Raw genomic sequence first — 12,818 nt, 5'->3', positions numbered from 1 at the left:
TTCCTCCCCGTTTTCTTCTGTTTCAAATGTAAGGATTTCGCTATCAATCTATCTATGAGCGGATTGCAGAAAATCGTTCCGTTCTTTCCAACCATACCTGCCTCCGGCCCGAAAGAAGCGATTCTCGGGCAACAGAAAATACAAAGTGTCAAAATGACAAACGCGCCATGGAGTGCTCAGATACACTCCAACTCCATGCCGCAACGGTAACCTTCGTCGTAGAGCGCCGTCAGCTTGCGCACATCGCGCTCGATGCGGTCCACCTGCACGGGCTGTTGGGGACGGATGACGACCGCCTGCCCCGCCGTTTCGAGCCGCTCCACCAGGTCCAACTGCTCGTTGTAGACCACACTACGGCGGTTGATGGCCTGCTGGAGGAGCGGGTATTTCTTATATATAAAGGAAGGGACGCGCGTACCCTGAATCTTCTTGCGATATCCCGCGTTGCGGGTCAGCACCACGACGGCCTTCGTGCAGCCGTCGGCCAGCGCATGGGCCAGCGGAATGCTGTCCACTATGCCGCCGTCGAGCATCGGTATACCGTCCACCCGCACAATGGGGCACACAAAAGGCAGGCTGCTTGATGCACGGACGATGTCTATCACCCGCTCCTTCCGCCGCTTCTCCTCCAGGTAGTTGGCCTCGCCCGTCAGGCAGTTGGTCGTCACCATGACGTAGCGGGCCGGGTTGTTGAAATAGGCCTCGTAGTCGTAAGGCAGAATCTGTTCGGGGAAATCATGGAAGAGCAGGTCGAAATCCATGATGTTGCGCTTCTTCCACAAATACTTCAGGCCTATATAATGATATTTCTGCAGCAGGTCGATGTTGCTGAACTTGGCCCTCCCGCGCTGTCCCGACATGTAGGACAGGCCGTTGCAGGCTCCGGCACTCACCCCGATGACGTAAGGGAAGCGGATGCCGCGGTCCATAAAGCAGTCCAGCACGCCGCAGGTGAACACGCCCCGCATGCCACCTCCCTCGAGCACGAGGGACGTCTGAGGATCTATCTGTATCTTTTTCTCCATATTCCACCTCGATTTGATGCCCAAAGATAGCTTTTCTTCCCCATATTCCCACTATCTTTTCAGCAGACAGGATGCGGTTCGGAAGAAAAACACTATCTTTGCCACCAGCAATAGAATATTCTTAATAATTTAATCATGATGAAAAAAACTATCCTCATCGCCGCATTGGCCCTGCTGGCCTTCGACATGTCGGCCAAGAAGAAGACCGAACCCAAGGAAGAGGGTTTCGTGTTTACTACCGTTAAGGAGAACCCCATCACCAGTATCAAGAACCAGAACCGCTCGAGCACGTGCTGGAGCTTCTCCAGCCTCGGCTTCCTCGAAAGCGAACTGCTGCGTCTGGGCAAAGGCACTTACGACCTGTCCGAGATGTTCGTCGTACACCACACGATGGTAGACCGTGCCGTCAACTACGTGCGCTACCATGGCGACGCTTCCTTCTCGCCGGGCGGAAGCTTCTACGACATCATGTACTGCATGAAGCACTACGGTCTCGTACCGCAGGAAGCCATGCCGGGCATCATGTACGGCGACACGCTGCCTGTACACAACGAACTGGATGCCGTGGCCGGCGCCTATGTAAGAGCCATCGGCAAGGGCGGATTCAGCAAGCTGACTCCCGTATGGAAGAACGGCATCAGCGCCATCTATGACACCTATCTGGGCAAATGTCCCGAGAAGTTCACTTACGAGGGTACAGAGTACACTCCGAAGAGCTTTGCAGCCAGTCTGGGCATCAACCCCGACGACTATGTTTCACTGACTTCGTACACGCACCATCCGTTCTACACCCAGTTCTCCATCGAGATTCAGGACAACTGGCGTAACGGTCTGTCCTACAACCTGCCCATCGACGAGCTGATGGCCGTGATGGACAACGCCATCCGCACCGGCTACACCTTCGCATGGGGCAGTGACGTGAGCGAGCAGGGCTTTACACGCGACGGTATTGCCGTGATGCCCGACGCAGCCCGCGGTGCCGAACTGACAGGCAGCGACATGGCCCGCTGGACAGGCATGACCGCTACGGACAAACGCAAGGAACTGACTTCACGCCCCTTGCCCGAAGTGGAAGTGACGCAGGAAATGCGCCAGACGGCTTTCGACAACTGGGAGACGACCGACGACCACGGCATGGTGATCTACGGTATCGCCAAAGACCAGACGGGCAAGGAATACTTCATGGTGAAGAACTCCTGGGGCCTGAGCGGCAAGTACAAAGGCATCTGGTATGCATCGAAAGCTTTCGTTGCTTACAAGACGATGAACATCCTGGTACACAAGGATGCCGTGCCTGCTGAAATCAAGGCCAAGCTGGGCATCAAATAAGGACAAACACCATCCGCAGGATAAAGGGCATCAAAAAAGATTTGATGCCCTTTACTTTTATTACAACGTTTTTTCACTACATTTGCCTTTCGTAAAAATGCATCTATGGAAGAGACATTCATCAAAAGACAGCTGAAGAAGGGGGACGAAAAGGCTTTCAGACACCTTTACGAGCAGCATTATGCACTGCTATGCCGCTTCGCCACCCAACTGACCAACGATGCTTCCCTTGCCGAAGAAATGGTGGACGATGTCATCTTCTACTTGTGGGAACACCACGCCGAGATCGAAATAACAGGGCCATTGCGCAATTATCTGTTGCGTGCTGTCCGCAACCGTTGCCTGAATGAACTGAACTCGCTGGCCCATCGGATGGAACAAAACTGTTCGTCCTATCTGCTCCCCGAAAACATGCAACTCATCGAAAACCTGTTCCCTTCCGACGAGTACCCTCTGGAACATCTGCTTACCCAAGAACTGGAAGCTCAATTGCGGCAAAGCATCGAAGAATTGCCGGATGCCTGCCGGACGGTTTTCAAGAAAAGCAGGTTCGAAGAAAAAAAGTACGAAGAAATAGCTTCTGAACTCAACATTTCGGTAAACACCGTCAAGTATCACATTAAGAACGCTTTAGACTATTTGCAAAAGCGAATGGCTCCCTATCTGGAAGTTCTCCTGCTCTATTTTTTCACCAAAATCTGAAAAAAAAACGCAGATGTCACTACCCTCGACACTCAAATATTTGTCTTCACTATAGAAACACTTGAAAAACGGATGCCAAACAAAGAATCACATATAGAGATAGACCGCCTGATAGACCAATACATTTCAGGCCAAGCCGACAAAGACTGCATCGAACAATTGAAGCGATGGAGCCTCGAATCGGACACATACCGCATCTATATACGCAACCGGATTGAATTGTGGTACGCCTCAGGTACCTTATACGGCCCCAAACAACCCGATGCCGAACTGGCATTCCTCCGATTCAAAAAACGAATCAAGGAACAGACGTCAGAAAACCACCCGCAAAAACAGAAACCGCTCATTCCATACTTCTGGCGCATTGCAGCCGCCATCCTGATTCTGGTTCTGCCGCTGGCCGGCTATTGGGGCGGAAAACAGAACATGCAAAACGCATTCGCCGACATTGTCATCGAAGCTCCCGTTGGCGCACGTACCTGCATGTATTTACCCGACGGTACGCAGGTGTGGCTCAATGCCTGCTCCCGCCTGACCTATTCCCAAGGTTTCGGCATCAACAACCGCCATCTGAAATTGGAAGGAGAAGGCTACTTTGAAGTATCACACAACGAAGAGTTACCTTTCACCATCCACACACAGGAAGTCGATGTGACAGTACTGGGTACCCAGTTCAACTTCAAGAACTACACGGACGACTCCGAAGCCAGTGTATCACTCCTCGAAGGCAAGGTAAAACTGAGCAATCACCTCAGGCAGGAAGAAACGTTATACCTACAGCCCAATGAGAAAATGACATTGAACAAACTGACCGGCGAAATGACGACTACACATACGCAAGTGCAGAACTCCAAGATATGGACTCAGGACGAACTCTTCTTCGACGAAGAGTTACTGGCAGACATTGCCAAAAAACTGATGCGTAACTTCGACGTAAAGATACAGGTAGCCGATTCACTACGTAACCGCCGATTCTATGGCAGCTTCAAAATAACAGGAAATACCATTGAAGAGGTTTTGGAAACCATCGCCTCTACCGACCGGATGAGATATAAAAAAGAAAAAGGAATATATATTCTATACTAACCCGATGTAAAACCTTAGAAAAAAAGAAAACGCCATGACACAATCCCTTTCCGGATAGAATCCGAGCAACAGAAAGGCTTGCATAAAAAAGGAGGATGCGGCCACATCCCCCCTTGAAAATTCCCCAAGCCACAGCGAAACCTCACTTGCATTTGGAGAAGCATGCAAAAATACACAAAACTCCCCAAATCGGGTGACCTGAATCTAGTAATAATCATTAAATCAAAGAGAATTTTATGAATTGCATCCAAAAGGCTATTTTAATAGCCGGGGCGGCATTTTGCCTCAACCTGACGGCATACGCCCAAGACATCACATTGAAAAACAGAAATATAACCGTTAAGGAGGCAATGGAAGAACTGAAAAAAGCCTCTGGTTATTCCTTCGTATTCTCATCAAAAGATGTGAACACAGGAAAGAAAATTTCCCTGTCTGCCGAAAAGGCTTCCATCGAAGAAGTTGTCAACCAGATTCTGCAAGGACAGGACAATCTGACGTATGAAATACGCGACAAGAAAATCATTGTACGCAAAGCGGTGCAAAATGCAGCTCCAGCCCAAGCAGGTAAAGTAAAAGGTACAATTGTTGATGCTACCGGCATGCCTGTCATAGGTGCTGCTGTCAAAGAAAAAGGAACCAGCAATGGAGTTGTATCGGACATAGATGGTAATTTTGCTTTGGAAGTAGGCGACAATGCTACTCTTGAAATCTCTTACATTGGTTACAAGACGCTCGAAGTAAAGGCCTCTCAAAAACCGATGAACATCACGATGGTGGAAGATGCAGAAATGCTGGACGAAGTGGTAGTAGTTGGCTATGGTTCCCAACGTAAATCCGACCTGACAGGTGGTATCACCTCTGTCAATGCTGAGCAGTTGGAGATGGTGACCAGCAATAACCTGTTGGACAAACTGGCCGGACAAGTACCGGGATTAAGCATCACGACTTCCAATGCCCGTCCGGGTGAAGAACAATCGCTTCGTGTACGCGGTATAAACTCATTGACTGCCAGCAATACGCCTCTTATCGTATTGGACGGTATTCCTTACAACGGTTCGCTGGGTGATATAGACCCTGAAACCATTGAAAGCCTTTCTGTACTGAAGGACGCTTCTTCAGCCGCCATCTATGGTTCTCGCGGTTCGAACGGTGTCATCCTGATTCAGACGAAAAAAGGAAAACAAGGCAAGCCGCAAGTAACGTATAAAGGACAGATAGGTCTGGAGCAGACTCAAAGTCGATTGAACTTAATGGATGGACCCGAATATCTTCAAATGCGACAAGAATACAATCGCGAGAAATTGGGATGGGAAGGTGATCAACTGGCTCCTGAAAACATTTTGCACCCTATAGAACTCGAAGCTTACAACGCAGGTATTAGCACAGACTGGCAGGACTTAGTGTTCCGCAACGCTTTGACCAATCGTCACACAGTAAGTGTCACTGGTGGAACGGAGGCTACTCAATATTCAGCCACCATTTCCAATCTGAAGCAAGAGGGTGTAATGAAAAACACAGGTATTCGTCGTACCAATCTGTCGTTGAATGTGGTACAGGATTTCAATGCTTGGTTAAAAATAGGTATCGGTACGCAATTTGTCGACAAAGACGTAGACAAGAACCAACCCAGTCTGGAAGCAGCTCTGAAAATGAGTCCTTATGGAAAGTTCTTGGATGAGTCTGGCAACTATGTTGACTATCCGATGCAAGAAACATTATTTTCTAATCCGATGGCTAACATTAATGCAACAACTGATAATCGCTATCGTAATCTGTTTCTGTCAGCGTTTGCAGAAATCAAGTTGCCGGTTAAAGGACTAAGTTATCGTACAAATTTCGGTTATAACTATCGTAATTCCTTCGAAGGTTCTTATTACGGCCGCAACACATTGAGTGGAAAGAATTCCGAAGGTAGTGCTTCTATCTACAACAGACAATATTCCGACTATACTTGGGAAAACTTGGTGAATTATAACAACCAGTTTGGTAAGCATAAAATAGATTTAACAGGACTATTCAGTATGCAACAAACCTCAGATCAGAACGCCAAGCAGAGTGCCGACTGTTTCGTGAACGATGATTCTGAATATCACAACATGAATGCCGGTGAGAAAAATATCAAAATAACTTCAGGCCTGACGGAAACCTCCACTTTGTCTTACATGCTTCGTGCCAACTATAACTTCGACAACCGCTACATGTTAACCTTGACGGGACGTGCAGACGGTTACTCGGCTTTCGGTGCCAATAACAAGTATGCCTTCTTCCCCTCGGCTGCCGTAGCTTGGAACATCAGTTCAGAAGACTTTATGGAAAAAGCACGCGATAAAGGAGTAGACATGTTGAAGTTACGTTTATCATACGGTAGTAATGGTAACCAAGCCATCAGTGCTTACCAAACGCTGGACCGCTTGAGTACTTCCAAATATATTTGGGGTGACGGGACTACCGGTGTAAATGGCAGTTATATGGGATTTGGAAGCGTGGGTAACCCCAATTTGAAATGGGAAACTACCCATAGTTTTAATCTCGGTATCGATTTCAGTTTCTTTGGTGAACGCCTGAGTGGTAGCATCGAAACTTACGTAGCCAATACCAAAGATCTATTGATGAGCCGTAAGGTACCGGTGATGAATGGTTTCAGCAGTATCATGGACAACATCGGCCAAACCCGTAACAAAGGTGTAGAAATCAACTTGAACTCCGTAAATATCCAGACTCCAGATTTTACTTGGAATACTAACTTGAACTTTTTCTTGAATCGAGATAAAATTGTTGATTTACGTGGAGACGGTAAGGATGACATCGACAACAAATGGTTCATCGGTAAACCGCTAAGAGTTTTCTATGACTATAATGTAGTGGGAGTTTGGCAATATGATGATTCCGGATATAAAGCGGAGAAAATTGTAGGAAGTGATGGTAAGGTGACCATTAAAGAAGGTTTCTACAATGAGGAAGGTAAAGAGATACAAGCCGGTGCGAAGCCAGGTTCGGCCAAGCTGGAGGATGTGAACGGAGACGGCCGTATTACAGCTGCTGACAAGAAAATCATCGGTTCCAAGACACCGAGTTTCTTGATGTCTATGAGTAACCAATTCAAGTACAAAAATTTTTCCCTGTCGTTCTTGTTGAACGGTGTATTCGGTCAATGGAAAGAACGTCATGACTTGAATCTGGAACGTTGGGATATGCGTTTCAACTATATCAGCGGCATGGAATACTGGACACCGGAAAACCACAGCAACAAGGTGACTTCGCTGATCTATACTCCGTATGATAAACATTCATTCTACTCCAAAGTGAGCTATGTGACGGTGAAGAACATCACCTTCGGTTATGATCTGGAGAAGAAATGGGTGAAGGCCATGGGTATCCAAGGAGTGAACATCAACGTGAGTGTCAACAACCTTTGTTCGTTCAGCAATATGGATAATACGACCAACCTTGATGCCGACAACATGTACTACGGCTACCCCACCAATCGCTCCTACATGTTCGGACTTAACGTAACATTCTAAATAAAACTTAACAAGATATGAAAATGAAAAAGATAGGATATATAGCCATTGCTTCCCTACTCGCATTGAGTAGTTGTTCAGATTTTCTAGACGAAAACCTGAAAGGTTCGCTCGCTCCAAGCAACACGTATACTAGTACTCATGGTTTTGAAGTGGGTATCACCGGCCTGTATGAATATTGCCGTTCGGAATGGAATTGCTGGGGCGGTGAAGGTAATTCTTACAGCCACGGAGGTGCCACGCCTTACGAAGTACTCCAGATAGGTACCGACCTGGCCAACACCGGGCACAATGACGGTACGTTGCAAGTGTTCGATAATCTGTCGTATACACCACAGACTTCTTTTATCAAGTCATGGTGGGAGTTTGGCTACGGATTGGCCTCCAATGCCAACCTTATATTGGAATATTCAGAACATCCTGATGTGGCATGGGACAAACCAACAGACAAAATAGGTTTCCAGGCCGAAGCCCGTTTCTTCCGCGCATACGCCTACCGTTACTTGGTTTATCTGTATGGCGACGTGCCGTATGTGGACAAGGTGGAACGTGATTTCCGTATCGACTTCACTCGTACACCAAAGGATGAGGTATTGGGTCACATGATTGATGACTTGAAATTTGCCGCAGAAAACCTTCCTAAAGATCCGGATGCCGTACTACCGGGCCGTCTGACCAAATGGGCTGCCCTGCATCTGTTGAGCGAAGTCTATCTGATGGCCGGCATGAACGCCGAAGCTGAAGATGCAGCCGAACAGGTCATCAATTCCGGCTACTTCCACCTGATGAAGGAGCGTTTCGGTACACAAACCAAAGAACCAGGCGATGTGTTCTCTGATCTTTTTAAGGAAAATAATCAGAATCGTACATCGGACAACAAAGAGTCTATCTGGGTGATGCAGTTGGAATATAACGTCATCGGCGGTGGCGATGAGTCGGAAGACTGGACGAAACGCGCCTGGGTACCCAAATACTGGGATATTCCCGGTTTCCAGATTGCCGATTCTTTAGGCGGACGCGGATTGGCCCAGCTCATGGGGCTGCCTTGGTGGATTGGCAACGACAGCCACTTCTTTGAGGATACAGATATCCGTAACTCTGAATATAACATCAAACGCCATTGGTATTACAATAACCCTGATGTACCGGAAACTTATGGCAAGCCTTGTGAAATGACCGATGACCTTTGGCAAGCCGGCAAGCTTTGTCCGGCCATTACGAAATTCTTCTATGGCGTCATCGGACGTGGTGGCGACGAAGGTTACGGTGGCAATACCAAAGACCGCATGAAGTTCCGCCTGGCCGAGACCTATCTGCTGTTGGCCGAAGCCCGGATGAACCAAGGAAACGCAAAGGGAGCTGCCGAAGCCATCAACGAAGTACGCCGCCGTGCCCATGCTTCCGAAATTTCGGCTGACGACGTAACAAAGGACTTCCTGGCAGACGAGCGTATCCGTGAACTGGCCGGCGAGGAACTGCGCCGCTTCACCCTCTGCCGTCTGGGTATACTGAAAGAACGTTCCGTGAAGTACAATGACCGGGTTACTCCTCGTTGGGACGACAAGTTCCTCCTGTGGCCCATTCCGCAGAGTGTGATTGACTCCAATACAGGAGCCGAATTTCCGCAGAATCCGGGCTGGGAACAATAAGTAAACGTATTTTCATTACTAAAAAGTTTTGTAACAATGAAAAAGATATTCAACTTTGTGCTGCTTTTTGTAGCCTGCCTGTTCGTAAATACAGCTTGTCAAGATGATGAAGAAAGATTATATACCGTTGATTATGAGCGAGGAGTATTTGATTTGAATTCTGTTAGTTCGCTGAAAATGATTGAATACAACAATGCGAACGATTCTATTACGGAGCATATACTTATGTTTCGCACAGGGAACGTCAAATCATTGGCACCTCGTCCTCAGTCCACGCAGTTGGAAATTATAATTGACGATACGTTGAGGGTGCAAGAAAAATTCTTCTTGAAAGAAGATGGACGTACACTAATTTTGATAAATAATCAAACCACTATTGAGAATATAGCAAAGAATTAAATAGTTTTAAAGTAAAAATATTTATAAAGTATTAAAATAAAACATATGATACCAGTCAGGATATTAAATCTCTCTATCCTGACTGGTGTATATTCAAAATGTTTTCTCTTCTATCCCTTCGAAAGAGCGGACGCGTATTTTGAAGGATAGTGATGTTGATTTTTATTAAAACAACCCAATTTATCTATTAACGACCATTAAAAATATTGTATCATGGCAACAACCGACATCAAATACACACTGAACGCCCAGTTGGCTGACAACACCGTGACCGCAGACAACAAGGACGACAAGATACTGACCCTCGTCAGCGCCGGTACGGCGGACAAGCAGCGCCTCATCAGCGAAATCATGGAAATCAATCCCGGACTGGAACGCGAGACCGTCGAGGCCGTCATCAACCTGGAACAGCGCGTCCTGAAGAAGCTGCTCCTGACGGGCTATCGCGTGAACACCGGACTCTTCAGCGCCGTGGCCCAGTTCACCGGAACGGTGGAGAACAACGTCTTCGACCCCGAACGGAACTCGGTCTACATCTCGCTGACGCAGGGCAAGGAGCTGCGCGAGGCCATACAGGCCACCACGGTGAACATCGTGGGCGAAAAGGGCAGCACCATGTACGTGGCCGGAGGCACCGATACCGCCACCCGCGCGCCGGGCTTCACCGCCACGGCCGGACGCAACTACACCCTGACGGGACAGCGCATCAAGATTGCCGGAACAGACCCCGCCGTAGGCATCACGCTGACCGACGCCGAGGGAAAAGTGACCCGCATCACCGACGACATGATAGCCCTGAACGAACCTTCGCGTCTCATCTTCCTCATCCCTGCCGGACTGGCCGACGGTGCCTACACGCTGACCGTCACCACACAGTACAGCAGCCGTGAACTGTTGAAGACACCCCGCAGCGTCAGCAAGACCCTCTACATCGGCGAAGCCCCCTCCGGAGGTACCGAGCCGGGTGGCGAAGGAGGAGACGGCGGACAAGACGAGAGCCCGCTGTAAACCTTCTCCAGCTCTGGATAAGCCCCTTATCCACCGGTGGAGAGGCTCCTTATCCAGAGGTGGAGAAGCTTCTTATCCAACGGTGGAGAAGCACTCTATCCAGCGGCAGACAGCCGCTTTATCTGACAAGGCACAGCCCGACAATCCCAATCTCTCAAGAAAGAAACGTACAATAAGACAACAGAACGTAACTTCAAGAAGGTTTAGCCCACATAAGGTAAAGATTGTTTTTCAGGACAACATTAAAAGTTAACTATAAAAAGGACAAAAAAACGGACATCCTCCATGAACAGACTGACATTCCTCATCCTCACCATCTGCCTCGGCATGCTGAATGCAGCCGCTGCAACCACCCTCCACCCCCAGCCCCAACAGCTGGTGGAGAGTGGAAAAAAGATTCACCTGCCTGCCACCTTCAGCCCCATCGGCACCGACGGGCTCAGCCCCCACACCCTGAGAGCCCTGCTGCGCTGCACGGCCGACCGCTTCGGACGCGAAGGCCTCCCCCTGCGCGTCGGCATCCGCGGCGACGAGAGTGTCCGTAAATACAAGAAACAGATACCCCAGAGACGCGAAGGATACTACCTCAGCGTCAGCGGCCGCGAAATCGTCGTGGCCGGGAACGACCGGCGGGGACTGTACTACGGCATCCGCACGCTGGAACAGCTCATCGCCCAGGCCGCTGCAAGCGACTCGCTGCCCGAAGTGGAAATCACCGACTGGCCCGACGTAGCCCGGCGCGGCGTCGTCGAAGGCTTCTACGGCACACCCTGGAGCCACGAAGCACGCATGAGCATCATCGACTTCTGCAGCGACCACAAGCTGAACACCTACATCTACGGCCCCAAGAACGACCGCTACCACCGCGCACGCTGGCGCCAGCCCTACCCCGAAGCCGAAGCACGCCAGCTGCAGAGCCTCGTGGCCCATGCCCGCGAACGGGAAGTGGACTTCGTATGGGCCGTCCATCCGGGACTGGACATCAAGTGGAACGAAGAAGACCGCGGAAAGCTGATGGACAAGCTCGAAAGCATGTACCGGCTGGGCGTCCGTGCCTTTGCCGTCTTCTTCGACGACATCGGCAAGGGGAAAAACGCCGCAGAGCAGGCCGACCTGCTGAACTACATCAACCGGAACTTCATCCAAGCCAAAGGCGACGTAGAGCCGCTCATCATGTGTCCCTCGGACTACAACCGCAGCCGCTGGCACCCCGAAACCGCCTACCTCGAAACCTTGGGAGAGAAGCTCGACGCCGACGTCCACATCATGTGGACCGGAGACCGGGCCCTGTCGGACATCACAGCCGACAACCTGACGTGGGTACAGACCATACTCAAGCGCCGTCCCTACATCTGGTGGAACTTCCCCGTAACCGACTTCTCAAACGACCGCATCCTGATGGGCGAAGTCAGCGGCATCACCCCCGCCATCCGTACCGACGTATCAGCCTTTGTCTCCAACCCGATGGAATATGCCGAAGCCTCCAAGCTGGCCCTCTACAGCGTGGCCGACTATACGTGGAACACCGGCGCCTATGATGCAGAAGCATCCTGGTACGAAGGCATCCGCAGCCTGCTGCCCGACGCGGCCGAGGCCTTCGCCTGCTTCTGCCGCCACTCCTCGGCCACCGGTGAGGCGCATTACCCCAAAGCCGAATCCGAATGTATCCGCCCGGCAGCCGACCGCTTTGTGAAACAATATACCCAGTCAGGCAACTGGCAGACTGAAGACATGCAGGCACTGAAAGACGAATTCGACCGGATGGCATTGGCTGCCGACGAACTGAAGCTGGCAGAAAGCAACCTGCCCCTTACCCGCGAAATAGCTCCCTGGATTACCGCCTTCGGACTCTGGGCACAGATGGGACAGGAAGCGCTGGCGCTGGCAGAAGCGGCAACAGAGAACGACCCAAAAGCCTTTGACTATGCACTGAAGCGCATCGGTCTGCTGAAACGGCTCCTCGAAAAGAACAATCAAGAGACACGACCGGCCAGTATCGGCACCGCCATCATCCAGCCCTTTGTCCGCACCATTTCCGAAAATGCCGTCCAGCGGTTCAACGGGCAGAACCAGACAAACCTGAATTCAGTATTTTAAAT

At 49.9% G+C, this 12,818-nt stretch carries 9 protein-coding genes; 8 read left to right on the top strand and 1 reads right to left on the bottom strand.

The features are described 5' to 3' along the window. Positions 1 to 176: 176 nt before the first annotated feature. A complete protein-coding gene (locus RDO88_RS06345) occupies positions 177 to 1,025 on the bottom strand; it encodes a patatin-like phospholipase family protein (protein WP_307758574.1) in 849 nt (282 codons plus the stop codon). A 138-nt stretch (positions 1,026 to 1,163) separates the two neighbouring features. Here RDO88_RS06345 and RDO88_RS06340 point away from each other — a divergent pair, with 138 nt between their 5' ends. From RDO88_RS06340 to RDO88_RS06305, 8 genes are all read left to right on the top strand, one after another. Then, positions 1,164 to 2,354 carry an aminopeptidase C gene (locus RDO88_RS06340; protein ID WP_276825830.1) on the top strand — a complete coding sequence of 397 codons (1,191 nt, stop codon included), beginning with the start codon at positions 1,164 to 1,166 and terminating at the stop codon, positions 2,352 to 2,354. A gap of 105 nt (positions 2,355 to 2,459) precedes the next feature. Next, positions 2,460 to 3,056, top strand: coding sequence for an RNA polymerase sigma-70 factor (locus tag RDO88_RS06335; protein WP_307758573.1), 597 nt, complete (start codon positions 2,460 to 2,462; stop codon positions 3,054 to 3,056). Between the two features lie 72 nt (positions 3,057 to 3,128). Continuing rightward, a complete protein-coding gene (locus RDO88_RS06330) occupies positions 3,129 to 4,142 on the top strand; it encodes a FecR domain-containing protein (protein WP_307758572.1) in 1,014 nt (337 codons plus the stop codon). Positions 4,143 to 4,378: 236 nt separating this feature from the next. Further along, the gene (locus tag RDO88_RS06325) at positions 4,379 to 7,663 is read left to right on the top strand and encodes a SusC/RagA family TonB-linked outer membrane protein (protein WP_307758571.1); all 3,285 of its coding nucleotides are present in this window, start codon (positions 4,379 to 4,381) and stop codon (positions 7,661 to 7,663) included. Positions 7,664 to 7,686: 23 nt separating this feature from the next. After that, on the top strand, positions 7,687 to 9,312 hold the full coding sequence (locus RDO88_RS06320; RefSeq protein WP_307758570.1) for a RagB/SusD family nutrient uptake outer membrane protein: 1,626 nt from the start codon (positions 7,687 to 7,689) through the stop codon (positions 9,310 to 9,312). A 36-nt stretch (positions 9,313 to 9,348) separates the two neighbouring features. Continuing rightward, positions 9,349 to 9,711 (top strand): hypothetical protein, encoded by a 363-nt coding sequence (locus RDO88_RS06315; RefSeq protein WP_307758569.1) that lies wholly within the window; start codon positions 9,349 to 9,351, stop codon positions 9,709 to 9,711. Between the two features lie 213 nt (positions 9,712 to 9,924). Beyond that, positions 9,925 to 10,719 carry a DUF4469 domain-containing protein gene (locus RDO88_RS06310; RefSeq protein WP_307758568.1) on the top strand — a complete coding sequence of 265 codons (795 nt, stop codon included), beginning with the start codon at positions 9,925 to 9,927 and terminating at the stop codon, positions 10,717 to 10,719. Between the two features lie 285 nt (positions 10,720 to 11,004). Further along, a complete protein-coding gene (locus RDO88_RS06305) occupies positions 11,005 to 12,816 on the top strand; it encodes a beta-N-acetylglucosaminidase domain-containing protein (protein WP_307758567.1) in 1,812 nt (603 codons plus the stop codon). The last annotated feature ends 2 nt before the right edge of the window (positions 12,817 to 12,818 follow it).

The organism is uncultured Mediterranea sp. (genome assembly GCF_902493215.1).
Lineage (GTDB): Bacteria > Bacteroidota > Bacteroidia > Bacteroidales > Bacteroidaceae > Bacteroides.
This window is presented reverse-complemented; position numbering and strand designations above follow the sequence as displayed.

Bases quoted from the DNA above. Each gene is read 5' to 3' on its own strand.
- RDO88_RS06345 (WP_307758574.1), bottom strand. From the start codon at position 1,025: ATGGAGAAAAAGATACAGATAGATCCTCAGACGTCCCTCGTGCTCGAG.
- RDO88_RS06340 (WP_276825830.1), top strand. From the start codon at position 1,164: ATGAAAAAAACTATCCTCATCGCCGCATTGGCCCTGCTGGCCTTCGAC.
- RDO88_RS06335 (WP_307758573.1), top strand. From the start codon at position 2,460: ATGGAAGAGACATTCATCAAAAGACAGCTGAAGAAGGGGGACGAAAAG.
- RDO88_RS06330 (WP_307758572.1), top strand. From the start codon at position 3,129: ATGCCAAACAAAGAATCACATATAGAGATAGACCGCCTGATAGACCAA.
- RDO88_RS06325 (WP_307758571.1), top strand. From the start codon at position 4,379: ATGAATTGCATCCAAAAGGCTATTTTAATAGCCGGGGCGGCATTTTGC.
- RDO88_RS06320 (WP_307758570.1), top strand. From the start codon at position 7,687: ATGAAAAAGATAGGATATATAGCCATTGCTTCCCTACTCGCATTGAGT.
- RDO88_RS06315 (WP_307758569.1), top strand. From the start codon at position 9,349: ATGAAAAAGATATTCAACTTTGTGCTGCTTTTTGTAGCCTGCCTGTTC.
- RDO88_RS06310 (WP_307758568.1), top strand. From the start codon at position 9,925: ATGGCAACAACCGACATCAAATACACACTGAACGCCCAGTTGGCTGAC.
- RDO88_RS06305 (WP_307758567.1), top strand. From the start codon at position 11,005: ATGAACAGACTGACATTCCTCATCCTCACCATCTGCCTCGGCATGCTG.